Below are 24,787 nucleotides of genomic sequence, written 5' to 3'. Positions count from 1 at the left end.
TTTTTTCACCTATTTCAAACACTTCTTCTCCTCTCTAACTCTTCCCAACGTATAAAAGCTTGTTCTAATTGTTGTTCTGTGTCGACAAGCGTTTGCAATTTAGTCGAAGTGTAATCATGTGGCTGTTGAAAAAATTCTGTACTACTGATTTCTGTTTGTAACACAGCGATTTTTTCTTCTAATTCTTCCAATAACTGCGGTAGTTGTTCTAACTCGCGCTGTTCTTTGTAAGAAAGTTTACTTGCGCGCTGTTGATTTTTAGTCGTACTTGAAACTTGAGAAATTTCGACCGCACTTTGTGGTGGAATATGTTGTTTTTTGAGCACCTCTTGTTGTGCCTTGTGGGCAAAATAATTAGTTTGTTGCTGTTTAGCCTCATGAAAACCACCAACATATTCATTGATAATCCCATTGCCTTCAAACATAAAACATTCTGTAGCAGTATTATCAATAAATTGACGATCGTGGCTTACAATTAATAATGTTCCCTGATAATCTGTTAAAATTTCCTCTAATAATTCCAATGTTTCAACATCAAGATCATTAGTTGGCTCATCAAGAATTAATAAGTTATTGGGTTTTAATAATAATTTTGCCAGCAATAAACGATTACGCTCACCACCAGACAATGCTTTAACTGGTGTCATTGCACGTTTCGGTGGAAATAAAAAATCTTGTAAGTAGCCTAAAACATGACGTTTTACGCCATTCACTTCAATATCTTGTTTTCCATCTGCAACATTATCCATAACTGTTTTTTCAGGATCGAGATCGGCACGATATTGGTCAAAATAAGCAATATCTAATTTTGTACCACAACGCACAGTACCTGATGTTGGTTGAATTTCCCCTAACAATAATTTAATAAACGTTGTTTTACCACAACCATTAGGACCAACTAACGCAATTTTATCGCCGCGTAATATGGTTGTACTAAAGTGTTGGACTAAAGTTTTACCCGCCACTTCATAGCTGACATTATCCAATTCAAATACAATTTTGCCTGAGCGACTAGAGTTATCGATTTGTAATTTCGCTGTGCCTAATACCTCTCGACGTTGACGCCGTTCTTCACGCAGCGCTTTTAATGCGCGTACACGCCCCTCATTTCGCGTTCTACGTGCTTTAATACCCTGTCTAATCCACACTTCTTCTTGTGCCAGTTTTTTATCAAAAAGTGCATTTTGAAGTGCTTCGATACGTAAATTTTCTTCTTTAGTTGTTAAATATAAATCATAATTGCCAGGGTAAGAGACTAATTTACCGCGATCAAGATCAACAATGCGTGTTGCCATTTTGCGAATAAATGAGCGGTCATGAGAAATAAATACCATACTGCCAGCAAAATCTAATAAAAACGCTTCTAACCATTCAATGGCATCCACATCTAAATGGTTCGTTGGTTCATCTAATAACAAGACATCAGGCTCACAAACTAAAGCTCGCGCTAACGCTGCTTTACGCAACCAACCACCAGATAATTCTGTCAGTAAAGTATCTGGATTAAGTGCGAGTTTAAGTAATACTTCTTTAATTTTACTTTCAAAGCGCCAACCATTGGCATGATCTAACTTTGCTTGAACTTGAGCTAATTGGCTTAAAAGAGTTTCATTATAATCTTGGGCTAATTTTGCTGAAATATAATGATATTCTTTCAGCAAATCAGCCAAATGTCCGATCCCTTCTGCAACATAATCAAAAACATTCCCTGCCGCATGACGAGGTGGATCTTGCTCTAAACGTGAAACAACAATATCTTGTTCAAACTGCAATCGACCATCATCCATTACTACATCACCAGATAAAATTTTCATTAGAGTCGATTTTCCAGCACCATTACGTCCAACTAAGCAAACGTGTTCACCAGCTTCAATATGTAATTCCGTATGATCTAATAAAGGATGATCACTAAATGAAAGGTAACCATTCGTTAAAGAAATTAATGCCATAATGCCTCATTGTTAATTTTATTGTTTATATCATTTTCGCCTATCATAGGTGGCTATATTTTACTCTGCAAAAATCTATTGAGTTTTGTATCATTTGCTCGCAATCTAAAAGTTAAATACAACAAATAATACACCTAAAGTGCTACCCAATAAGATGGAAATTGATAAATTGGTGATATTGCTTAATGCTATAGTTGCTGATAAACCCTTAATGCATAAGCATCAGACATACCAGCAATGTAGTCACAAATAATGCGTTTTTTACCCTGTTCTGCTGCATTTTTCCAGCGAGTTGCCGTATTACGTGGCAACAAGCGTTCAGGATCTGATTCAAAAATTTGGAACATTTCCGTTAAAATACGTTGGCCTTTGTATTCGATACGTTGAGTTTCTACATTTAAAATCACATATTTACGCACAAAATCTTTAAACACTTGTAATACGGCTTTAACTTCTGTTGGTAATTCAGCATTGTAACGTAATAAGGGTTCATGAAAATCCGCAGTTAATGTCCAGCGCACACTTGTAATAAAATAATTCACTAATGCACCAATCGCATTTTTACGTAAATAATGTTGATCAGAAAACAGGTTCGCTGTAATACTCTCAATATTTTTTCGCATCCAATCAGATGCTGATTTTTTTAGTGCCTCTACCGCTTCTTGCCATTGATGAAGATTAACGACACCAGTAACAATTGCATCTTCTAAATCATGTACGCCATAAGCAATGTCATCTGCTAATTCCATTAAACTACAGTCTAACGATTTAAAACGTGTTTTTAAAATTTCATTCGCCATTGATCGTGCTTTCTGCCATTGCCCAAATAACTTACGATCATATTCACTTAATGGTGCTAGCAACCAATCAAACATAGGCAAATCATCGCGAAATAACCCCTTACCGGGCTTCCAATCCATTATTTTCACATAACGAGGATCTGTATTTTCTGTTAAGGATAACTCTGCATATTGGGGCGAGGATTGATCTAATATCGTCGGATATTTCACAATCCCTAAAATAGTACGACGCGTTAAATTCATTCCTGCTTCAACAGTATAGGGTTCTAATTTTGTCAACAAACGAAACGTTTGTGCATTACCTTCAAAACCACCATGATGACGCATCATATAATTTAATGCCACTTCACCACCATGCCCAAACGGCGGGTGACCAATATCATGAGCAAAACAAAGGCTCTCGATTAAATCGTTAGTCGGTAATAACCCTTTAAGTTGTTTTTGTAGATCATTTTTTTCCACACTCAACTGGTTGGATAAATGAATGAAAGCGTCTGCAAAACGCATCTGGGCAGCCAAACTGCTACCGATTTGTGCTACTTCTAAAGAATGTGTGAGACGAGTACGATAAAAATCATTCTCTCCAATTGCATGGATCTGTGTTTTTGCCTGCAAACAACGAAATGCAGCAGAATGTAAAATTCGTCCACGATCGCGACAAAATGCGGGACGATGATCTTTTTCTCGAGGTGTATCTGCAATAAAACGCGTTTGCCAAATAGGATCAATTTGGTTCTTCATATTATGTTATGCCATGACAAAATAAATGAGTTTAAATGTGATAGGAGCAAGGATAGAAGTAATGATGCCACACAACACTAACGCGATGGAACTATAACTACCTGCTTTTTGATCGCTTTCCATACAGGTTACTGTACCTAAGGCATGCGAAATAGAACCAATCGCTAAACCCAATGCTTCCGAATGTTTAATACGTAATTTTTTTAATACCCACAATCCCAATACTGAACCTTGTAATCCAGCTAACACGACACCTACAGCCGCTATAGAAGGTATCCCTCCTAAACTATCAGCCACTGCCATTGCAATAGGGGTTGTTACTGATTTGGGTAATACAGTAGCAACCATATCTGGTGTTGCGCCTAGTACCAAAGCAAGTACTGCACCTGATATCATCGACAATAAAGCAGCAGCAAAAGTAATCAATAAAATCTGCTGCCAATGACGACTGATTTGATGAAGCTGTTCATATAAGGGGACTGCTAAAGCAACAATACTAATACCAAGTAAATTATTTAACGGCGCATTACCTAATAAATACTGGTCATAAGAGATATTCATACTTAACAATATGCTAACTAAGATAATCATCGTCAACACAAAAGAATTAAATAAGATCGATTTCCAATATTGACTAATTTTAATCGCTAAGCCAAATGCAAGCAGAGTGAGAACAGAATAGAGATAAATACTGACATTCATCGTGCTTTCTCCATTTGTCTGCGTACCACTTTCTTACGTAAATACGCAAATGATTTGCGCGAAAAGAGATAATCAGAGAATAAACCAACAAAAACCAACGTAAAACATGTGCTTAATATGTTTGGAATGAGCAAAACTTTGATTTGAGCAAGCAATATATCAGCATATTTCACAATACCCACACTGACAGGAACAAACAATAATGCCATATAACGAATCAATAAACTTGAAGACAAAAACACCCAATCTAATTTGATAATCCGCAATGTTAGGCATATAAATAATAGCAACAGTCCCCAAATACTAGCAGGGATACCTAAATGAACATAAGCAAAAATCCACTCTCCGAGCCATAACATGCCATACAAAATAGCAAATGAGCGTATTAGATCAAAAATTTTTTGGGTCATTTTTACTCCATTAACTTCTAACAGCTAAAAATTACTGTCTTACATAAAAATGAGGGAATATTTTACGCTCATTTTTCATATTTTGTTAGTTTTTAGGTAGAATAGTCAGATTTTATCAGGACTTTTTCTTCTATGTATAAAAAGAAAGCATTTATTGGACTTTGTTGTTTATTATTGAGTTACACTGTCCAAGCAAACCGTCCTCTATATTGTAAAGTCGTTAGCATTTCCGATGGTGACACGCTAAGTTGTTTATTAAAAAATAATAAACTAATTTGTGTACGCCTTGCTGGCATTGACACACCAGAAAAAAATCAAGCATTTGGTCAAAAAGCCAAACAATTTTTAGGTAAGCTCGTTCATAAACAACAAGTCAAGCTCGTTGTCGCGGGTTATGATCATTATCAGCGTACACTTGCTGAAGTTTATACGTTACAAGGACAAAATATTAATTTAGCCATGGTCAAGGCAGGGATGGCATGGGTATATGAAAAATACAATACCAAGTCAATTTATTTACAAGCGCAACATAAAGCTAAACAACAAAACCTAGGACTTTGGCAAGAACGTCACCCCATTCCACCAACGCAATGGCGTAGAGAAAAGAGAATATCACAATGACATTTAATTCGACCGCATTTCAACTACATTTTCCTTATTTGCAACAACCCAATGCTGTCACTTATTTAGATAGCGCTGCAACCGCATTAAAACCGCAAGCATTAATTGATGCAACAATCGACTTCTACCAATCTGCAGGTTCTGTACATCGTAGCCAATATGATCAAAAACAGACCGCACTTTATGAGCAGGCACGTGAACAAGTAAAAAAGCTTGTCAATGCAGAATCTTCTTCCGCTATCATTTGGACTTCAGGCACTACCCAAGCAATTAATCTAGTTGCACAAGGGCTTGCTGCCCAATTTACTACACAAGATGAAATCATTATCAGTGAAGCAGATCATCATGCTAGCTTTGTAACTTGGCATCAAATTGCACAAAAGTGCGGTGCAAAATTACGTATTTTACCGCTAACAGAACAGTGGCTGATTGATGAAACTGCACTGCTCAATGCATTAAATAGCCATACGAAATTAGTCGCCCTAAATTTTGTGTCCAATGTCACAGGGGCACAACAGCCTATTCAAAAATTGATTCAACTTATCCGCCAACATAGTCGTGCTCTTGTGTTAGTTGATGCAGCTCAAGCAATTAGCCATATTAAAATTGATCTAGCAACATTAGATGCAGATTTCCTAGCCTTCTCAGCACACAAACTTTACGGGCCAAATGGGTTAGGAGTATTAACAGGTAAATTAAGCGCGCTTGAGCAACTTCAACCTTATCAATATGGCGGTAAAATGGTCGATCGTGTATCAAAACAACAAATTACGTTTACTGAATTACCTTATCGACTAGAAGCAGGTACACCGAATATTGCCGCTGTCATTGGTTTTAATGCGGTCCTCACATGGTTACAACAGTGGGATTTTATACAAGCCGAACAATATACAGTTCAGCTAGCGAAACAATGTAAAGCACGTTTAATGCATTATCCAAACTGCCAATTGTTTCACTCCGCACAACCAAGTTCAATTGTCTGTTTTATTTTTAACAATGTTGCAACTGTTGATTTAGCTACTTTATTAGCTGAACAAAATATCGCCTTGCGCGCAGGAGAGCATTGTGCACAACCTTACTTAGCGCGTTTGGGACAATCATCTACTTTACGTTTATCTTTTGCACCTTATAATCAGCAAACTGATTTAGATATTTTTTTCAACGCGTTAGATAACGCCTTAGACTTATTAGCTTAAATGATCAAACAACAATTAATACATAGTAAAACTTGGGAAGAACGTTACCGTTTAATTATTCAAGCGGGAAAAAATCTTGCTCCGCCCACAGAGCAGCAATTAGCTCAAATGCAGTTTATTTCAGGTTGTGAAGCTAAAGTGTGGTTTCAAATTTTTGAAAAAAACGACCGCACTTTTCATTTTGCGGCGTTTAGCGAAGCGCGTATTATCAATGGATTACTGTGGATTTTATTACAAGAGATCAATGGTAAAACCGCTATACAGCTACAACAGTTTGATTTACAAGCCTATTTTTCAGCGCTAGGTATTGCACAACGTTTAAGTTCAACAAGATTGAATGGACTAAAACAAATCGAAAATCAATTACACCAACTAAAAAATACGGTTTAATTTGTGCTAACAGCATAGATTAAATTTCATAGCATAAATAACTAATCGGTCCCAGTGAATATTCACTAATGGAAAGCCTCCTTACTACATGAACTCTTAAAATAAGCAGTTTATCTCACTATCATTTGAAACCAGTTTCCATTGTTAGCTCACTTGCATTACTTTCTTCTTTCAATGGCAAACAATGCACTATAATGAGTAGTCAAATTTGTCTCACAAAAAAGGGCAGACCCTTGTCTGCCCTATAATCATCATTGTGATATAAATTTAAACTTCATGTTATAACACAAAAAATTAATCTTTTAACTGCTTAATCTTGCTAATTACATTGGTTGTCGAACATCCATTTTCAAAGTTAAGCACGCGTACATCCCCACCATTTGCCCACACTTCTTTACTACCAGCAATGTCTTCTGGTTTATAGTCACCACCTTTCACTAATAAATCAGGCAATACTTCAGCAATTAAACGTTGAGGTGTATCTTCATTAAATTCTACTAGCCAATCTACAGAGGCTAAACCCGCGAGTACTGCCATACGGGCAGATAAATCATTAATTGGGCGAGTTTCACCTTTTAAGCGTTTAACTGACGCATCGCTATTTACTGCAACAATTAAACGATCACCTAATTTACGTGCATTTTCTAAATAAGAAACATGACCTGGATGTAAAATATCAAAACAACCATTAGTCATCACTATTTTTTCGCCACGGGCCTTTGCTTGTGCAACAACCGCTTTCAATTCCGTTTCATTCATAATACCAAACCCTGTATTTGAACGCCCATGAATCGCATTTTCTAATTCCACAGTAGATACTGTTGATGTCCCTAATTTGCCAACGACAATACCTGCTGCCACATTTGCTAAATAACAAGCTTCCTCAAAAGTACGCCCATCTGCTAATGCCGTCGCTAATACACTAATTACAGTATCACCCGCCCCTGTCACATCAAATACTTCTTTTGCTTCTGTAGCTAAATGGAACGCAGGTTGATTTGGTCGTAATAATGTCATCCCTTTTTCTGAACGAGTGACTAATAACGCCGTTAGCTCAAAATCCGCTATTAGTTTTAACCCTTTTTCAATAATCTCATCTTCAGAATGGCAAGCACCAGCAACAGCTTCAAACTCTGACATATTTGGCGTTAATAATGTTGCACCACGATAACGTTCAAAATCTGTCCCTTTAGGATCAATCAGGACAGGAACCTTGGCTTGACGTGCAATTTGAATCATTTGTTGGACTTGATTTAATGTCCCTTTACCATAATCAGACAATACTAAAGCACCATAATGTTTAACCGCATTCTTAAGTTTTTCAAGCAATACATCGCTCGTCACATTTTGGAAATCTTCTTCAAAGTCTAAACGTAATAGTTGCTGATGACGTGATAAGATACGAAGCTTAGTAATAGTTGGATGTGTATTTAATTGAACAAAATCACAATCAATACGATTATTAGCTAATAAATACGTTAATGCACTACCAGCTTCATCTTGTCCAGTTAGACCTAATAATTGTACAGGCACATTTAACGCTGCAATATTCATCGCCACGTTAGCAGCTCCCCCTGCACGTTCTTCATTTTCCTGCACACGAACTACAGGTACCGGCGCTTCAGGCGAAATACGATTAGTTGCGCCAAACCAATAGCGATCAAGCATTACATCACCTAATACTAGCACTTTGGCATTATGAAATTCTGCTGAATATTGAAACATTTGATTTCTCTCTATGTGAAAAAATTTTGTTAATTTTAGCATAGGAAAACAACTATTTCCCCTTTAAATTCCATTAAATAATATGAGATTTTTTATAAGATGACTTTCCTAATTAGGCGAGAACTAGTAATATGCATGCCCTATTTATGTGATAATTTGTCATACTACGGAAGATTCGAGTAATATGTTTTTTCATACTCAATTTCTCACTCAAGATACTAAAACGATTTTATGGTGAACAACAAACTCCCTACATTTCAGCAAGCATTTTTAAAACCAAAACACTGGGGATTTTGGCTTGGCGTTGGTCTCTGGCGCTTAATTTTATTGCTACCTTACCCGATTTTACTCAAAATTGGGCATGCTCTCGGCTGGCTATTGACCAAACTAAATGTTGGAAAACGTAGGACTAATATCGCTCGTCGTAATTTACAACTTTGCTTTCCACATTATTCATCAACACAAATAGAACATATTCTAACGGAAAACTTAAAAGCGACAGGCATGGCAATTATCGAAACAGGTATGGCGTGGTTCTGGTCTGATGCACGTATTAAAAAGTGGTCAAAAATTGAAGGATTAGAATATTTAAAACAATATCAACAAGATGGTATTATCCTCGTTGGTGTTCATTTCCTTACTTTGGAATTAGGAGCAAGAATTACAGGCTTACATCAACCAGGTATTGGTGTTTATCGTCCAAATGATAATCCATTGATGGACTGGTTACAGGTACGTGGGCGGCTACGTTCTAATAAAGACATGCTCGATCGTAAAGATCTGCGTGGTATGATTAAAGCAATTCGGCATGGTGAAATTATCTGGTATGCACCAGATCATGATTATGGACGTAAAAATGCGGTATTCGTGCCTTTTTTTGCCGTACCTGACGCAGCCACAACAACAGGCAGCTACTATTTATTAAAATCATCACCGAACAGTAAAGTGATTCCTTTTTCTCCGCTACGTAATGCTGATGGCTCAGGCTATACTGTAAAAATTTCAGCACCAGTTGACTTTTCTGATATCTGTGACGAAACCAGTATCGCAATACGCATGAACCAAGTAGTTGAAAAAGAAATCATGCAAGGTGTCGAACAATACATGTGGTTACACCGTCGTTTCAAAACTCGACCAGATGATAATCAACCGAGTTTATATGATGATGAATAAAAAAGTGTGGTAAAAAAGCAGACTTTTTAAGATCTGCTTTTTGACTGCATAGTGTTGAGTGGTTACACTTCGTCTAATTCATCTGCCATTGCAGCAAGAATATCTTTGCACAACAGAGCTAACGCTTTATAAAAAGGCAAACTGGCTTTTGTTTGCACTTGTGCCAAAAACTGACTTGCACAAGGTAATAAAAAATACTCAAAAAATTCTCGTTGGGCAGCAACTGAATCTAAATTATCTTCAATCCAAGAGGCGCTAAGTAAAAGCAATGCAAAATGATCCGCATTTTCCACTTCTGGCATACCACGCATTTGACGAAAGTTGACGAATTCAACCACATCGACTTCATAAGCTGAAATTTGCGTTTTGACTAATGCATTCTCACCGATAAATAACTTTTGATACTCTTTATCCAGTGCATTCAAATCCAATGGCATTTGTAAGCTAGCTAGTGCTCGTTCGCTTTGTGTATCGGTAGACAATGCCCAGAGCTGAGTTAAGCCATTTTGCTGTAGCCAAGTAAATACATTCGCTAAAATAGGATCAGTTGGTGAACGATACCATAAATTACCAAATAGGCGGCTAATCATCGAAAAATTACTCAGTTGATTTTCTGTTGTCATGCTTTTTGCTCTAAAAGTGCGGTCAAATTTTGCTGAGTTTTAGTAACGGCACTCTGCAACATTTGCTGTCGAGCCTGATCATCAATAATATGGATATCACCAAATAGCTCATGCTGAATATCGATAATACCGCAATAGTTAAATAAACCATCAACTAAACAATCTTTTAATGAATCCGCAAAACCTATTTCTTGATAGCGCGCAACATTATTACCAATCGTAATAAATTGTTGCATCTTTTTGTCTTGTAACAAACCGACTGATTCATCATTTTCGGTTTTATAAGCAAAACCATAGCTTAATACCCGATCCAAATAACCTTTCAATATGGCAGGAAATCCCATCCACCAAAGTGGATAAATGAGGGTAATCAAATCAGCATGAGTAATCAGTTTTTGTTCATGCTTCAATTCAGCTGGCACAATATCTTGATATATAGCTTGCATTTCTTCCCATGATAAAACGGGGTTGAAATTTAGAGTATAAAGATCACGTACAACAGTTTCCGCTCCTGCATTTTGGCTAGCTTGCACCACAGCATCTAAAATCGCGCGATTAAAGCTATTTTGTGTATTAGGATGCGCAAAAATAATCAGATGATTCATCGTATTCCTTAATTTACTTTGTTGACTAATAAGGTAATACCTTCCACACCAATCACTTCGACTAAATCACCTACTTGCAATTGATTGCCTTGAATTCGCCAAGTCGTATCACCAAAATGTCCACGTCCAATACCATTACGAGCCATTTCTTTGACAGTACCTTTTGCACCAAGCATCGCGTGATCACGCTGATTTAATGAAGAATGAGATTGATCACTTTTATCCTTACTGTGTTGATATTTCCACCAAACCACACTAAAAATCAATGCTAAAATGGCATAGCTAATTACTAGTACAGTTAAAGATAAACTTGGAATTAACGCCATAATCCCCGCAGTTACTAATGCTGCAAGCCCCCACCAAAGAAAAAACACGCCAGGAATGACAATTTCTGCAATAAGTAGCACAAAACCTAAAATAAGCCAGTGCCAAACATTCCAAGTGGAAAACCATTCCATAATCAACCTCACTTTCTGACTTTAATTACGCTTGTTTATCGTTTTTCAATAATTCTGCGATACCTGCGATTGAACCAATCAAGTTACCTGCTTCTAATGGCATTAACACCACTTTACTGTTTTCTGAACCACCAATTTCTTTTAAAGCTTCGGTATATTTTTGGGCAATAAAGTAATTAATTGCTTTGGTATCACCACTTGCGATCGCTTCAGACACCATTTGTGTTGCACGAGCTTCCGCTTCTGCCGCACGCTCACGCGCTTCTGCTTGCAAAAATGCTTCTTGACGTTCACCTTCTGCTTTCAAAATACGTGCTTGTTTATCACCTTCTGCACGTAAAATTTCTGCTTGACGCACCCCTTCTGCTTCTAAAATATCTGCGCGTTTATTACGCTCAGCCTTCATCTGCGCGTTCATGGCAGCAATCAATTCTTGTGGCGGGCGTACATCACGGATTTCAATACGAGTAACTTTAATCCCCCATGGGTTAGTGGCTTCATCAACAATAGACAATAAACGACTGTTGATTGAATCACGTTGCGACAACATTTCATCTAACTCCATTGAACCTAACACCGTACGAATATTTGTCATAGTTAAATTGATAATCGCCTGCTCTAAATGATTCACTTCATAAGCTGCATTACGCGCATCAATAACTTGTACGAAGCACACAGCATCAATTGAAACGTTTGCATTATCTTTTGAAATGACTTCTTGTGAAGGAATGTCTAATACTTGCTCCATCATGTTAATTCGACGACCAACACGATCAATAAAAGGAACCACAAAATTTAGACCTGGTGTTAACGTATGGGTATAACGACCAAAACGTTCAATTGTCCAATGATAACCTTGCGGAACCGTTTTCAATGTGGAATATAAAACAACAACAACTAATACAATAAAGAAAATTGTTGCAATGGGTAAACCGTTAATAAAGCTCATTCTTATTCTCCTAAATGAATTAAATTCACACAAAAGTCTAGCAAATTAGACCGCACTTTGTATATAAGAATATTGTCCAGATTCTGCAACAAATTCAAATATATGAGTAATGCAATTTGGCGCATCCTGATCTTGATGAGAAACAAAAAGTAACTGTGTTTGGCTATTATTCACTAATTGCTCAATAAAGTGCTTAACTAACTTTCTATTTAAACCATCAAGTCCTTGAAAAGGCTCATCTAAAATTAAAATTGGTGGATGTTTTACCATCGCTCTTGTAATTAAGAGGAGGCGTTGCTGCCCCCAAGAAAGTGAACGAAATGTTTTTTTGGCAACATGATCCAAATGTAAACGCTGTAACCATTGCATTGCTTTTAGTTTTAACATTTCAGGTACCTGTTGATAGACGCCAATACTATCAAAAAAACCCGAAATAATCACATCCAGCACGCTACAGTTAACGCGGTAGTCCATATGTAATTGACTGCTGACATAACCAATCTTCTGTTTAATCTGCCAAATAGTTTCGCCGCTACCACGTTGTTTACCGAAAAGCACAACATGATTGGCATAAGCTTGTGGGTGATCACCAGTTAAAATAGATAATAATGTCGACTTGCCTGCACCATTAGGTCCTTTTATCCACCAATGTTGCTGTGGTGCGACTGTCCAACTTAAATCATGTAAAATCTTCTTATCCGCATATTGAATATTCACATGCTTTAGTTCAAAAGGATTGATCCCTGCTGCTAATGTCATAGGCTCGCCAACTACTTCTGGCAAAGGAACATTAAGTGATGTTTCTGCTTGACAAAGCTGTTGATACACTAAGTGTTGCTCAATTTGTTGTCTTGTTCCTTGTAAAATCAATTCACAACGATCTAATAGTGCAATATGACTCACCCTATCTGGAATGTCAGCAAAACGGTTTACAATTAACATTAACGCCATATTATTTTGCAATTGGCTTAATAATGCTAACCAATCTTGTACTGACTTTTTATCTAATCCCTCAAAAGGTTCATCTAAAATCAATAAATCAGGTTCACTAACCAAAGCTTGGCACAATAACACTTTTCGGCTTTCTCCTGTTGAAAGCTGAATAAATGGACGTGTTAATAATGCAGTAATATTCAATACTTCTGCATATTGTTGGCAAAGGGCATATTTATCCGAACCATTTAAAATAATGTCTTGCGCCGTTTTACCAAAATCATCTGGACTTACTGTATCACTATTACGATCCTTAAACGTGGCCTCAACAATATCTTGCTGCTTTTCAAAAGAAAGCACAGCAATACGCTGAAAATGGTTTTGATATTCACCACAATCTAACACTAATTTATTTTGCAATGCCAAAGAAAATGCACTTTTCCCACTCCCATTACTACCAACTACCACCCAAAATTCGCCTTGTTTTAAAACAAAATTGGCAATATTTAAACGTTGATATTGCATTAATTTAAAGCTAGCTTGCTCGATATATAATTGACTCATTGCGGTTTCCCTATTGCTAATCTCTGCCAATATTGATTATAAAAAAAGCGGATATAACATCCGCTTTTTATACATCACTATTACATTATGCTTGGTTATTTTCTTCAGCAATACAAGCTGCCGCAGTAAACAAGACATCCGTCGATGAGTTTAGCGCAGTCTCTGTTGAATCTTGTAAAATACCAATAATAAAACCGACACCAATCATCTGTGCTGCCACATCATCAGAAATACCAAATAAACTACAAGCTAGTGGAATTAACAATAATGAACCACCAGCAACACCAGAAGCACCACAAGCACACACACTAGCAACGACACTTAACAATAATGCACTGAAGAATGATACCTCGATACCTAACGTATGTACTGCAGCTAAAGTTAAAATTGTTACTGTAATCGCCGCACCAGCCATATTAATGGTTGCACCTAATGGAATAGAAACAGAATAAGTTTCTTCATCTAAATTTAAACGTTTTGCCAAATTAATATTCACTGGAATATTCGCAGCCGAGCTACGCGTAAAGAACGCTGTCACCCCACTTTCACGCACACAAGTCCAAACTAATGGGTATGGATTACGACGAATTTTCCAATACACTAAAATTGGATTGACCACAAAAGCAACAAATAGCATTGAACCAACTAAAACTACTAATAAATGGACATACCCACCTAGTGCAGCTAACCCCTTATCAGCCAAGGTTTCGCTCACTAAACCAAATACACCAATTGGTGCAAATGCAATAATCACATACACAATTTTTGATACTGCTTCAGCTAAATCTGAAATCATGACTTTAGTTGTTTCAGAAGCATGGCGCAACGCTAGACCTAAACCAATAGACCATGCTAATACACCAACGAAATTTGCTTTAAATAACGCATTTAAAGGATTATCTACAACGTTAAACACTAAAGTGAGTAATACTTGTTCAACACCTTGTGGAGCAGATGTCATGTCTTCTTTTGTTGCTAAAGCCACTTCACTTGGGAATAAGAAACCAGCTATTACTGCAGTTAACGCCGCTAAGAAAGTCCCTAAAAGATATAAAATCACAATAGATTTCATATTACTTTTAGTCCCAATTTTTTTATTTGCAATCGCAGCCATAACAAGCACAAAAATCAAAATCGGGGCAACTGCGCGTAATGAACGAACAAAAATCGTCCCTAACACACCGACTTTTTCTGCTAAGTTAAAACCTAATACACCTTGTAATGTAGGTGTGATTAATGCCACGATAAGACCTAAGATAAGACCAATAAAAATGCGTTTAACCAAATTACCTTGGAAAAACAAACTAAATAAACGAGATGTATTCATAATTAAATCACGCACGTGCTCATACACTTGTTATTAATATTTAGATCAAATATTTGATCCCCCTAACAATGACTAAAGATAGCCTACTTTTTAATTAAAGAAAATATCAATTCTTATATTTTTGATAAATTACCAATCCTCTATTAAAAATAGCCTAATTCTGATTAGAAAAAATCTCATTTTTAGGTCAATTTTTTAGATGAAACTTATTCTACTAAAGGATTAAAAAACAGCAACTTGATTAGATTACATACAGAAAAAGTGTAAATTTTTTTCAATAAACACAAAATACCCTCTTGACAACCTGTATATAACAACAGTATATTTCACCTGTATAAATAACCAGTTTAATTTAAAGAGGTATATGATGAATTACGCAAATAATACTGTGGCACAAAATGATAACGCCTTGTCCTATCGTCCTATGCCACTTTATGATGATATCCAGCATTCACGTTTTAACTTTAGCAAGAAACTTGATTTGAATCTTTACTGCGTAAAACGCCCACAGCAAACTTGTTTTATCCGTGTGACTAATCCAAATATGCTAGCTTGGGGAATAGAAGTAGATGACATGCTCGTAGTAGAGAAAAATGAAAGTTTATCATTAGGTGATTTAGTCGTATTAGAAGTAGAAAATCAATTTCACATTTATGAATTTATCGCTCATCAACATGCTGAATTTGTTTTTCTTTCCCTTGATTCAAAACAAGCTAATATTAAAACAGAAAATTGGTTATCTTTACCTATTGTAGGGACTGTCACTAACACCATTCACCAAATTAAACCTCGAAGTAAAATGCGTTTTGCCGCCTAGGGGCTAAATTCAATAAAGTGCGGTCAATATGTTAAAAATTTTAACCGCACTTTACTCGGCTTTAAAAAACACCAGACTCACCATACAAAATAGATTGTGCTTTGCTATATAGCATATAAAAAAATACCGCACTTTAGATAAGTGCGGTAAAAAGTTACTCTTTGTAATCCAATAACAAATTATTTTTTCTTCGCTTTTGGATTCGGTAAGTCAGTAATTGAACCTTCAAACACTTCTGCTGCTAAACCAACAGACTCATGTAAAGTTGGGTGGGCATGGATCGTTAGCGCTAAATCTTCTGCATCACAACCCATTTCGATTGCAAGGCCAATTTCACCTAACAATTCGCCGCCATTCGTCCCCACAATAGCACCACCGATGACGCGATGAGTATCTTTATCGAAGATTAATTTAGTCATACCGTCTGCACAATCAGACGCAATTGCACGACCAGAAGCAGCCCAAGGGAACTTCGCCACTTCGTAGTTAATACCTTCTGCTTTACATTCTTTCTCTGTTTTACCAACCCAAGCTACTTCAGGTTCAGTATAGGCAATTGAAGGAATCACTTTTGGATCGAAGTAATGTTTCATACCTGCAATCACTTCCGCTGCAACATGCCCTTCATGTACGCCTTTATGCGCGAGCATTGGTTGACCGACAATATCACCAATCGCAAAAATGTGCGGTACATTCGTACGCATTTGTTTATCTGTGCGAATAAAACCACGATCATCCACTTCAACACCAGCTACACCGGCATCAATTAATTTACCATTCGGTACACGACCAATCGCGACTAATACAGCATCATAACGACGTGTCTCGTTTGCTGCTTTGCCTTCCATTGATACATAAATACCATCTTCTTTCGCTTCAACCGCTGTCACTTTCGTTTCTAATAATAAATTGAATTTTTTAGAAAAACGTTTAGTATAAATTTGAACCATATCTTTATCCGCTGCTGGAATAACTTGGTCAAACATTTCTACTACATCAATTTTTGAACCTAATGCGTGGTAAACTGTCCCCATTTCAAGACCAATAATCCCTCCCCCCATAATTAATAGGTTTTCAGGCACTTCTTTTAATTTAAGTGCATCTGTGGAGTCCCAAATACGCGGATCTTCATGTGGAATAAACGGTAATTGAATTGGACGTGAACCTGCTGCAATAATCGCATTATCAAATTTAATAGTAGTTTCACCTTCTTCACCAGCAACAATAATTGTATTTGGACCAGAGAATTTACCATAGCCATTTACAACTTGTACTTTACGTTGTTTAGCCATACCCGCTAAACCGCCAGTAAGTTGATTAATGACTTTTTCCTTCCAACCACGGATTTTATTCACATCGGTACTTGGTTCACCAAACACGATTCCATGTTCTGCTAATGCTTTTGCTTCTTCAATAACTTTAGCAACGTGTAACAATGCTTTTGATGGGATACAACCTACGTTTAAACACACACCACCTAAGGTTGAATAACGCTCGACGATAACAGTTTCTAAACCTAAATCTGCACAACGGAATGCTGCTGAATAACCCGCTGGTCCCGCACCTAATACCACAACCTGAGTTTTAATTTCTTTATTCATTTTAACCTCGTTAAACGATGTGATGAACTTGTTTAAAATTTCACGATTTTTGACCGCACTTTATCATCACATTTGGCTAATAAATACTTATCCGTTCAACATAATGCTGAACGGATAAAGCAATTACATCACTAAACGACGAAGATCAGATAATACGCCATTAATATAACTAATAAAACGTGCACCATCTGCACCATCAATAACACGGTGGTCGAAAGATAATGATAATGGCAACATAAGACGCGGGGTAAACTCTTTACCATTCCAAACTGGCGCCATTTCAGATTTAGACACACCCAAAATAGCCACTTCTGGTGCATTCACAATTGGGGCGAAATGAGTTGTACCAAGACCACCCAAGCTAGAAATAGTAAAACAGCCACCTTGCATATCTGCTGCAGTCAATTTACCTTCACGCGCTTTTTTCGACACTTCCATTAATTCACGAGAAAGCTCAATAATGCCTTTTTTATTAACATCTTTGAATACAGGCACGACCAAGCCGTTTGGTGTATCCACAGCAACCCCAATATTGACATATTTTTTCAAGGTTAAACGCTGACCATCTTCTGAAATAGAACTATTGAAACGAGGATAAGCTTCTAAAGCTTTCGCAACGGCTTTCATAATGAATACCACTGGAGTGATTTTCACACCAAGTTTTTGTTTCTCTGCAAGTACGTTTTGTTCTTTACGGAATTGCTCTAAATCTGTGATATCAGCACGATCGAAATGAGTAACATGTGGGATCATTACCCAGTTACGATGTAAGTTTGCACCTGAGATTTTATTGATACGAGTTAACTCAACTTCTTCGATTTCACCAAACTTACTGAAATCAACTTTCGGCCATGGCAATAAACCTAAGCCTGCTCCATTTGCAGCACCACTTGCTGGTGCGACTGGTACTGAGCCTGATTCAACAGCTTTAATAGCCGCTTTAACATATGCTTGAACATCTTCTTTTAAGATACGTCCTTTACGGCCAGTACCTTTAACTTTATCTAAGTTAACTCCAAATTCACGTGCTAAACGACGAACCACTGGTGTTGCATACGCGAAAACTGAACTACCTGTCACTTCAGCATCACCCGCTGGTACACTTACAACAGGTGCACTCGCTTGTGCTGGTGCAGCTTGAGGCGCAGGTGCAGGTTGCACGGACGCTGCAACAGACTCAGATACCGCACCTACTACTTCAAAGCGCATAATTAATGAACCAGTAGATACTTTATCACCTGACTTCACTAAAATTTCTTTTACTACGCCTGCAAATGGTGCAGGTACCTCCATTGAGGCTTTATCACCTTCCACAGTGATCAATGATTGTTCTTCAGTGACAGTATCGCCCACTTTGACCATGATTTCAGTCACATTCACTTCATCACCACCAATATCAGGCACATTTACATCTTTCACCGCACTTTGTGCTGGTGTGGTCGAGGCGGCAGCTTGCACTGGCGCAGATTCACTAGCGGGAGCTGAACCTGTTTCAAATTTCATAACTAATGAACCGGTTGAAACTTTATCACCAACTTTAATTAAAATTTCTTTTACTACACCCGCAATTGGTGCTGGAACTTCCATTGAAGCTTTATCACCTTCCACATTGATGATAGATTGCTCAACTTCAACCTTATCACCAACTTTAACCATAATGTCAGTTACGTTAACTTCATCACCACCAATATCTGGTACATGAACTTCTACTACAGCATTTGCCACTGGCGCAACAGATACGGCTTCTACTTTTGGCGCTTCTGTAGGTTTCGCATCGCCAGCTTCTAATACAAACATCGGTGAACCTGTAGAGACCTTATCACCAACTTTGACTAAAACTTCTTTAATGACACCAGCTTCTGGGGAAGGCACTTCCATTGAAGCTTTATCACCTTCTACATTAATTACGCTTTGATCTACTGCAACCGTATCGCCTGCTTTCACCATGACCTCAGTAACAGTAACTTCATCACCACCAATGTCTGGTACTTGAATTTGTTTTGACATGTTCTTTTATCCTCCAATCATTCCATAAAACGCTCTCTTTTTTCATTTTCAGGGAGCAGGAATGTTAATCGTAAATTAGGCGTAAAGTGGATTCACTTTATCTGTATCAATACCGTATTTTTGAATTGCTTCTGCAACCACGTTCTTATCGATAGTGCCCTGTTTCGCAAGCTCAGTTAATGCCGCAATAGCAACATAACGCGCATCAACTTCAAAATGCTCACGTAAGTTTTCACGGCTATCTGAACGACCGAAACCATCTGTGCCTAATACACGATAGCTTGCAGCTGGTACATATGCACGTACTTGTTCTGCAAACAATTTCATATAATCTGTTGCTGCAACTGCTGGCGCATCATTCATCACTTGAGCAATATATGGCACTCGTGCTTGCGCTTCTGGGTGTAATAAATTCCAACGATCAACATCAGCACCTTCACGCGCAACTTCTGTGAATGATGGCACACTATACACATCAGAAGTCACACCAAAGTCATTTGCCAATAATTGTGCTGCTTCACGAACATGACGTAAAATCGCACCAGAACCTAATAATTGAACTTTACCTTTACCTTGACCCGTTACAGTTTCAAATTTATAGATACCTTTACGAATACCTTCTTCCGCCCCTTTTGGCATTGCTGGCTGATCGTAAGTTTCATTTAAAGTCGTAATGTAATAATAAATGTTTTCTTGCTCTGGACCATACATACGACGTACACCATCTTGCATAATTACAGCAACTTCAAAAGCAAACGCTGGATCATAAGAGATACAGTTAGGAATTGTTAACGATTGAATATGGCTGTGACCATCTTCGTGTTGTAAACCTTCACCGTTTAATGTTGTACGACCCGATGTACCACCGATCATGAAACCACGTGCTTGTTGGTCACCCGCAGCCCACATTAAGTCACCAATACGTTGGAAACCAAACATAGAGTAGTACACATAGAATGGGATCATTGGGAAGTCATTAGTAGAATAAGACGTTGCTGCAGCCAACCAAGATGCCGTTGCTCCTTGCTCATTAATCCCTTCCTGTAATACTTGACCATCAATTGCCTCACGATAATAAGAAACTTGCTCACGATCTTGTGGGGTATAATTCTGACCATATGGGTTGTAGATACCAATTTGACGGAATAAACCTTCCATACCAAAAGTACGCGCTTCATCTGCTAGAATAGGTACAATACGTTGTCCTACAGATTTGTTTTTCAATAATACGTTCAACGAGCGCACAAATGCCATAGTAGTTGAAATAGGACGCGCTTGCGCTTCAAACAATTGTGCAAATTCTTCTAATTCTGGCACTTCTAATTGTTCCGTAAAACGCGGTAAGCGAGTTGGTAAATAACCTTGTAACGCTTGGCGACGCTCATGAAGATATTTATATTCCTCTGAACCTTCTGCAAACTTGATATAAGGTAAGTTTTCAACCTCAGCATCTGCAATATCAATGTTAAAACGATCACGAACATGTCTTACACCTGACATATCCATTTTTTTCACTTGGTGAGCAATATTTTTACCTTCCGCAGCATCACCCATACCATAGCCTTTGATCGTTTTTACAAGTAATACAACTGGCTTACTTTTCACTTGTTTTGCTTTATTAAATGCAGCAAAGATCTTTAATGGATCATGTCCACCACGATTTAATGCCCAAATTTCATCATCTGTCATTTCTGCCACTAATGCTTCTGTTTCTGGGGAACGACCGAAGAAGTGTTTACGGACATAAGCACCATCTTTTGATTTCATTGTTTGGTAATCACCATCAACAACTTCCATCATTAATTGCAATAATTTACCTGAGGTATCACGTTGTAATAAGCGATCCCAACGGCGCCCCCAGATAACCTTAATGACTTCCCAGCCCGCACCGTTAAATAAACCTTCTAATTCTTGAATGATTTTACCATTTCCTGTGACAGGTCCATCTAAGCGCTGTAAGTTACAGTTAATGACGAACACCAAGTTATCTAATTTTTCACGCGCAGCAACTGAAATTGCACCACGTGATTCAACTTCGTCCATCTCACCATCACCTAAGAACGCATAAACTGTTTGATCTGCAGTATCTTTTAAGCCGCGGTTATGTAAATATTTTAAGAAGCGAGCTTGATAGATTGCATTCAATGGTCCAAGCCCCATTGACACTGTTGGGAATTGCCAGAACTCAGGCATTAATTTAGGATGAGGATAAGAAGAAAGACCTTTACCGTGTACTTCTTGGCGGAAGTTATCCATTTGTTCTTCAGTTAAACGACCTTCTAAGAATGCACGTGCGTAAATGCCCGGAGAAATATGACCTTGGAAGAAAACTAAATCGCCTCCGTTTTTCGCAGAACGCGCTTTAAAGAAGTGGTTAAAACAAACTTCATAAATAGTTGCTGAGGATTGGAAAGAAGACATATGTCCACCTAACTCCAAATCTTTTTTCGAAGCACGCAATACCATCATAATTGCATTCCAACGAATAGCACCGCGAATACGTCTTTCTAAATCTAGGTTGCCTGGATAATTAGGTTCTTCAGAAGCTGGAATGGTGTTAATATAGTCAGTAGTGATACCTGTTGGTAAAGAAACATTGTTTGCACGAGCATGTTGCATTAATTGTTCAATAATGAACTGTGCTCTTTCAACACCCTCTTCGCGAATGACCGCATCAATAGCTAACAACCAATCATTAGTTTCGACTGGATCTACGTCATTCTTTAACATATCTGACATAGTCTTTTCCTTATTTTGTTAAGTTAAAAGTAAGCTCAATCTTAATTAAGATTAAACAATGAATTAATAACTAAATTGATAAAATTGAATACAATTTGTGCAAGATTTGCTTAAACAAAAGCACTTCACAAATTTTTAACAAATTTTATAAATATTATTAGATTTTTTTAGAGAAAGATAGTGATTTCTCTCACAAAACGCAAAAAAGAATACTTTTTAGGTAGCTGTTTTCTTCCCAAGATCTATTCCTTTCAAACCGTCAAAAAAAAGTCAAAATATATCTATTTGCATGTAATAAAAGCAAATGAAAACTATTTTTATATTATAACCTTCATTTTAAAGAATAAGTAGAAATTGTATCAAAAACGACCAAACGAATCTTAATTGACTCAAATCACAATGACAATAAAAGAGCGGTCAATAATGTTCAAATATTCTAATGTCTATATGCTGTTCAGAAAAAGCTGGAGTATATGATTTGCTGATTTGTGATACGAGTTAAACAGAGTCTTACCGCAAGCAAGTAAAATTGACTTTCAAAAAGGAGCGTTGACGTTTCCCAAAAGAGCGTAAGTTATGTATCTAAAAATTATGTCTATAAATTAAGAAGCCATTTATCATACTGTGAATCAGACGTTGAAGAAAAAAGCCTAACTACTAAAAAATTGTCTATTTACATTTTAAAAACAAAGCCTAAAAGCAATAAGTACATTCAAAAGAAAGGGATGTTAATGGGTAGCAAAAATTCACCTTTATAGCAGGTAGTTTTTAGTCAACAATAAAAGGACAAAAATTTTCGTCCTCTTATTTGAATTCAGTATGTATATAGTTTAATTAACTTTGCTTAAATGCTTTGATCTTTTGTAAGTGATGAGAAATTTTCTTAAATTTATGGGTTTCTACTTCATCCCATACAATTTCATAGAATGGTGATAACACATCAGCACTACGCTGTGAATCAAGAATACCATCTTCTTTTGATAAAAAGACTAAACAATTATCCCGATTTTTTTCCCGAAAGTTTTCAACGCATTTCGTTGCAATATCTTCATATTCTTCTGGGCGATCTATCTTGCCCTGCATGTTCTCATAAGGGAATAAATTAGGATTAAAAATAGCCTGCTTAATGCCACATAAGAAACCTATCCGTTCAGACCAATAACCACCTAAACCCACACCACAAATTAAAGGCGCCGGATCTTTACTTTCAGCAATTAATTTATGTACTTCTTTTAATAAAAACTGCATATCATGACGTGGGTGTAAAGTACTATAATTAATAAAACGTACATCATCGTCAATAAACTTTAATTGCATTACTTTTTCATAATTGCCCGGGCTACTTGAATCAAACCCATGTAAATAAATTATCATTTATGGCTCCTACATATTAAAATCATTGAATTTTATACCGCACTTTGCGCTACTTTGCATTTCTTTTCAAGATAAACTATCATCTGCAACGCAATATCAATACCACTCGTTTTCTCGATCATTTCTAAACCGGGACTCGCATTCACTTCCAATACTAATGGACCACGTTTTGAACGAATTAAATCAACACCCGCCACTTCCAAGCCTAATGCTTGTGTTGCTTGTACTGCAATCGCCCTTTCTTGTTCAGATAAAGTTATTTTTTCAGCTAAGCCACCACGATGAAAATTAGCACGAAATTCGCCATTCTGTCCAATTCGTTGCATACAAGCCACAACACGTTCACCAATCACAAAACAACGCACATCACTACCATTCGCTTCTTCAATAAATTCTTGGGTGAGAACGGGCACATCTGCTTGCTTTAATGTTTCTAAAATACTCACCGCACTTTGTTTTTTCTCCGCTAAAATTACGCCAATACCCTGTGCACCAGATAGCGTCTTTAAAATTGTTGGCGACGCAATTTGTGCTATCGCACAACTTGCGTGAAATTCAGAACCTGATAACAATGATGTCGGAACATGAATGCCACTTTCAGCTAAAATTTGCAAACTTAACCATTTATCTCTTGCTTTCAAAAATGCCTGTGCCGAATTCAAACAGGGTACCTTCTTTGCTGCAAAATGGCGTAATACTGCACATCCCATTTTAGTACTTAATGTACCAAAACGAGGAATAACAGCATCATATTGCGGTAATAGTACAGGTTCGACCTCCATATTTGCTTGATAATACAATTCAAAGTGCGGTCGATTTTCTGTTAATTTCAATAAACAACGATTTGGATCAAAAATATCCATTTGATGCCCACTACTCTCGGCAGCTTCTTTTAAACGCTGGCAGCTATAGAGGCGAGGCTCACGGCATAACATTAATAATTTCATAACCATTCAATAGCAAGAAAAGTCACATAACAAATTGTCATATTATACTCATCAAGCTTATGCTGAAAAATAGTTTATTCTTTTTCTTTGCATAAGGTAGAATAGTCTGATTTAAACGAAACTAAATTGTTTGTTT

General features: G+C 37.2%; 21 protein-coding genes. 5 read left to right on the top strand and 16 right to left on the bottom strand.

Annotated elements, in window-relative coordinates:
- Nucleotides 1-14: 14 nt before the first annotated feature.
- The 4 genes from ACFSAV_RS07080 to ACFSAV_RS07065 all read right to left on the bottom strand — a co-directional run bounded on the left by ACFSAV_RS07080 (nucleotide 15) and on the right by ACFSAV_RS07065 (nucleotide 4,602).
- On the bottom strand, nucleotides 15-1,949 hold the full coding sequence (locus ACFSAV_RS07080) for an ABC transporter ATP-binding protein (RefSeq protein ID WP_379097848.1): 1,935 nt from the start codon (nucleotides 1,947-1,949) through the stop codon (nucleotides 15-17).
- A 188-nt stretch (nucleotides 1,950-2,137) separates the two neighbouring features.
- The gene (locus ACFSAV_RS07075; protein ID WP_379097845.1) at nucleotides 2,138-3,490 is read right to left on the bottom strand and encodes an anti-phage deoxyguanosine triphosphatase; all 1,353 of its coding nucleotides are present in this window, start codon (nucleotides 3,488-3,490) and stop codon (nucleotides 2,138-2,140) included.
- 6 nt (nucleotides 3,491-3,496) lie between these two features.
- Nucleotides 3,497-4,192 carry a CidB/LrgB family autolysis modulator gene (locus tag ACFSAV_RS07070; protein WP_379097842.1) on the bottom strand — a complete coding sequence of 232 codons (696 nt, stop codon included), beginning with the start codon at nucleotides 4,190-4,192 and terminating at the stop codon, nucleotides 3,497-3,499.
- Nucleotides 4,189-4,602, bottom strand: coding sequence for a CidA/LrgA family protein (locus ACFSAV_RS07065; RefSeq protein WP_379097839.1), 414 nt, complete (start codon nucleotides 4,600-4,602; stop codon nucleotides 4,189-4,191). The genes ACFSAV_RS07070 and ACFSAV_RS07065 overlap by 4 nt, the downstream gene beginning before the upstream one ends.
- A 132-nt stretch (nucleotides 4,603-4,734) precedes the next feature.
- Between ACFSAV_RS07065 and ACFSAV_RS07060 the strand changes: the two genes are divergently transcribed.
- Genes ACFSAV_RS07060 through ACFSAV_RS07050 form a run of 3 tightly spaced genes read left to right on the top strand, consistent with a single transcriptional unit; the run spans nucleotide 4,735 to nucleotide 6,809 of the window.
- Entirely contained in the window at nucleotides 4,735-5,223 is a 489-nt protein-coding gene (locus ACFSAV_RS07060; RefSeq protein WP_379097836.1) for a thermonuclease family protein, read from the top strand.
- A complete protein-coding gene (locus ACFSAV_RS07055) occupies nucleotides 5,220-6,419 on the top strand; it encodes a cysteine desulfurase (RefSeq protein ID WP_379097833.1) in 1,200 nt (399 codons plus the stop codon). The genes ACFSAV_RS07060 and ACFSAV_RS07055 overlap by 4 nt, the downstream gene beginning before the upstream one ends.
- The gene (locus tag ACFSAV_RS07050; RefSeq protein WP_174674049.1) at nucleotides 6,420-6,809 is read left to right on the top strand and encodes a SufE family protein; all 390 of its coding nucleotides are present in this window, start codon (nucleotides 6,420-6,422) and stop codon (nucleotides 6,807-6,809) included. It abuts the gene before it with no gap.
- A gap of 294 nt (nucleotides 6,810-7,103) precedes the next feature.
- Here ACFSAV_RS07050 and hldE read toward each other — a convergent pair whose 3' ends face one another.
- The gene (gene hldE / locus ACFSAV_RS07045) at nucleotides 7,104-8,534 is read right to left on the bottom strand and encodes a bifunctional D-glycero-beta-D-manno-heptose-7-phosphate kinase/D-glycero-beta-D-manno-heptose 1-phosphate adenylyltransferase HldE (protein WP_379097830.1); all 1,431 of its coding nucleotides are present in this window, start codon (nucleotides 8,532-8,534) and stop codon (nucleotides 7,104-7,106) included.
- A gap of 231 nt (nucleotides 8,535-8,765) precedes the next feature.
- On the opposite strand from hldE, the gene ACFSAV_RS07040 reads away from it, so the two are divergent.
- Nucleotides 8,766-9,707 carry a Kdo(2)-lipid IV(A) acyltransferase gene (locus ACFSAV_RS07040; protein ID WP_379097827.1) on the top strand — a complete coding sequence of 314 codons (942 nt, stop codon included), beginning with the start codon at nucleotides 8,766-8,768 and terminating at the stop codon, nucleotides 9,705-9,707.
- Between the two features lie 62 nt (nucleotides 9,708-9,769).
- Here ACFSAV_RS07040 and ACFSAV_RS07035 read toward each other — a convergent pair whose 3' ends face one another.
- From ACFSAV_RS07035 to sstT, 6 genes are all read right to left on the bottom strand, one after another.
- Nucleotides 9,770-10,330, bottom strand: a complete 561-nt coding sequence (locus ACFSAV_RS07035; protein ID WP_101775784.1) for a TorD/DmsD family molecular chaperone — start codon at nucleotides 10,328-10,330, stop codon at nucleotides 9,770-9,772.
- The gene (locus ACFSAV_RS07030) at nucleotides 10,327-10,935 is read right to left on the bottom strand and encodes an NAD(P)H-dependent oxidoreductase (RefSeq protein WP_379097824.1); all 609 of its coding nucleotides are present in this window, start codon (nucleotides 10,933-10,935) and stop codon (nucleotides 10,327-10,329) included. The genes ACFSAV_RS07035 and ACFSAV_RS07030 overlap by 4 nt, the downstream gene beginning before the upstream one ends.
- Nucleotides 10,936-10,943: 8 nt before the next feature.
- Entirely contained in the window at nucleotides 10,944-11,393 is a 450-nt protein-coding gene (locus ACFSAV_RS07025) for an NfeD family protein (RefSeq protein ID WP_379097821.1), read from the bottom strand.
- Between the two features lie 25 nt (nucleotides 11,394-11,418).
- Nucleotides 11,419-12,342 (bottom strand): SPFH domain-containing protein, encoded by a 924-nt coding sequence (locus tag ACFSAV_RS07020; RefSeq protein ID WP_101775781.1) that lies wholly within the window; start codon nucleotides 12,340-12,342, stop codon nucleotides 11,419-11,421.
- Between the two features lie 45 nt (nucleotides 12,343-12,387).
- A complete protein-coding gene (gene modF / locus ACFSAV_RS07015; protein ID WP_379097818.1) occupies nucleotides 12,388-13,839 on the bottom strand; it encodes a molybdate ABC transporter ATP-binding protein ModF in 1,452 nt (483 codons plus the stop codon).
- Between the two features lie 85 nt (nucleotides 13,840-13,924).
- Entirely contained in the window at nucleotides 13,925-15,166 is a 1,242-nt protein-coding gene (gene sstT / locus ACFSAV_RS07010; RefSeq protein ID WP_379097815.1) for a serine/threonine transporter SstT, read from the bottom strand.
- Between the two features lie 367 nt (nucleotides 15,167-15,533).
- Here sstT and ACFSAV_RS07005 point away from each other — a divergent pair, with 367 nt between their 5' ends.
- Nucleotides 15,534-15,983 carry a LexA family protein gene (locus tag ACFSAV_RS07005; protein WP_101775779.1) on the top strand — a complete coding sequence of 150 codons (450 nt, stop codon included), beginning with the start codon at nucleotides 15,534-15,536 and terminating at the stop codon, nucleotides 15,981-15,983.
- 179 nt (nucleotides 15,984-16,162) lie between these two features.
- Here the strand turns inward: ACFSAV_RS07005 and lpdA are convergent, their stop codons facing one another.
- The 5 genes from lpdA to ACFSAV_RS06980 form a co-directional block, all read right to left on the bottom strand.
- On the bottom strand, nucleotides 16,163-17,584 hold the full coding sequence (gene lpdA, locus ACFSAV_RS07000; protein WP_379097812.1) for a dihydrolipoyl dehydrogenase: 1,422 nt from the start codon (nucleotides 17,582-17,584) through the stop codon (nucleotides 16,163-16,165).
- 123 nt (nucleotides 17,585-17,707) lie between these two features.
- On the bottom strand, nucleotides 17,708-19,591 hold the full coding sequence (gene aceF / locus ACFSAV_RS06995; RefSeq protein ID WP_379097809.1) for a pyruvate dehydrogenase complex dihydrolipoyllysine-residue acetyltransferase: 1,884 nt from the start codon (nucleotides 19,589-19,591) through the stop codon (nucleotides 17,708-17,710).
- 75 nt (nucleotides 19,592-19,666) lie between these two features.
- Nucleotides 19,667-22,330: a pyruvate dehydrogenase (acetyl-transferring), homodimeric type gene (gene aceE / locus ACFSAV_RS06990; RefSeq protein ID WP_379097806.1), complete on the bottom strand. Its 2,664-nt coding sequence runs from the start codon at nucleotides 22,328-22,330 to the stop codon at nucleotides 19,667-19,669.
- 834 nt (nucleotides 22,331-23,164) lie between these two features.
- Nucleotides 23,165-23,704 (bottom strand): alpha/beta hydrolase YcfP, encoded by a 540-nt coding sequence (gene ycfP, locus ACFSAV_RS06985; protein ID WP_379097803.1) that lies wholly within the window; start codon nucleotides 23,702-23,704, stop codon nucleotides 23,165-23,167.
- A gap of 32 nt (nucleotides 23,705-23,736) precedes the next feature.
- On the bottom strand, nucleotides 23,737-24,651 hold the full coding sequence (locus tag ACFSAV_RS06980; protein ID WP_379097800.1) for an ATP-grasp domain-containing protein: 915 nt from the start codon (nucleotides 24,649-24,651) through the stop codon (nucleotides 23,737-23,739).
- Nucleotides 24,652-24,787: the final 136 nt, after the last annotated feature.

It is taken from the genome of Pasteurella oralis (assembly GCF_042681465.1).
GTDB lineage: Bacteria > Pseudomonadota > Gammaproteobacteria > Enterobacterales > Pasteurellaceae > Pasteurella > Pasteurella oralis.
Note: the sequence above shows the minus strand (reverse complement) of the source record. Positions and strands in the feature narration are given on the sequence as shown.

Bases quoted from the DNA above. Each gene is read 5' to 3' on its own strand.
- ACFSAV_RS07070 (WP_379097842.1), bottom strand. From the start codon at position 4,192: ATGAATGTCAGTATTTATCTCTATTCTGTTCTCACTCTGCTTGCATTT.
- lpdA (WP_379097812.1), bottom strand. From the start codon at position 17,584: ATGAATAAAGAAATTAAAACTCAGGTTGTGGTATTAGGTGCGGGACCA.
- ACFSAV_RS07035 (WP_101775784.1), bottom strand. From the start codon at position 10,330: ATGACAACAGAAAATCAACTGAGTAATTTTTCGATGATTAGCCGCCTA.
- aceF (WP_379097809.1), bottom strand. From the start codon at position 19,591: ATGTCAAAACAAATTCAAGTACCAGACATTGGTGGTGATGAAGTTACT.
- ACFSAV_RS07080 (WP_379097848.1), bottom strand. From the start codon at position 1,949: ATGGCATTAATTTCTTTAACGAATGGTTACCTTTCATTTAGTGATCAT.
- ACFSAV_RS07065 (WP_379097839.1), bottom strand. From the start codon at position 4,602: ATGACCCAAAAAATTTTTGATCTAATACGCTCATTTGCTATTTTGTAT.
- hldE (WP_379097830.1), bottom strand. From the start codon at position 8,534: ATGTTTCAATATTCAGCAGAATTTCATAATGCCAAAGTGCTAGTATTA.
- ACFSAV_RS07040 (WP_379097827.1), top strand. From the start codon at position 8,766: ATGGTGAACAACAAACTCCCTACATTTCAGCAAGCATTTTTAAAACCA.
- modF (WP_379097818.1), bottom strand. From the start codon at position 13,839: ATGAGTCAATTATATATCGAGCAAGCTAGCTTTAAATTAATGCAATAT.
- ACFSAV_RS07025 (WP_379097821.1), bottom strand. From the start codon at position 11,393: ATGGAATGGTTTTCCACTTGGAATGTTTGGCACTGGCTTATTTTAGGT.
- ACFSAV_RS07050 (WP_174674049.1), top strand. From the start codon at position 6,420: ATGATCAAACAACAATTAATACATAGTAAAACTTGGGAAGAACGTTAC.
- ACFSAV_RS07020 (WP_101775781.1), bottom strand. From the start codon at position 12,342: ATGAGCTTTATTAACGGTTTACCCATTGCAACAATTTTCTTTATTGTA.
- ACFSAV_RS06980 (WP_379097800.1), bottom strand. From the start codon at position 24,651: ATGAAATTATTAATGTTATGCCGTGAGCCTCGCCTCTATAGCTGCCAG.
- sstT (WP_379097815.1), bottom strand. From the start codon at position 15,166: ATGAATACATCTCGTTTATTTAGTTTGTTTTTCCAAGGTAATTTGGTT.
- ACFSAV_RS07030 (WP_379097824.1), bottom strand. From the start codon at position 10,935: ATGAATCATCTGATTATTTTTGCGCATCCTAATACACAAAATAGCTTT.
- ACFSAV_RS07055 (WP_379097833.1), top strand. From the start codon at position 5,220: ATGACATTTAATTCGACCGCATTTCAACTACATTTTCCTTATTTGCAA.
- aceE (WP_379097806.1), bottom strand. From the start codon at position 22,330: ATGTCAGATATGTTAAAGAATGACGTAGATCCAGTCGAAACTAATGAT.
- ACFSAV_RS07060 (WP_379097836.1), top strand. From the start codon at position 4,735: ATGTATAAAAAGAAAGCATTTATTGGACTTTGTTGTTTATTATTGAGT.
- ACFSAV_RS07005 (WP_101775779.1), top strand. From the start codon at position 15,534: ATGAATTACGCAAATAATACTGTGGCACAAAATGATAACGCCTTGTCC.
- ycfP (WP_379097803.1), bottom strand. From the start codon at position 23,704: ATGATAATTTATTTACATGGGTTTGATTCAAGTAGCCCGGGCAATTAT.
- ACFSAV_RS07075 (WP_379097845.1), bottom strand. From the start codon at position 3,490: ATGAAGAACCAAATTGATCCTATTTGGCAAACGCGTTTTATTGCAGAT.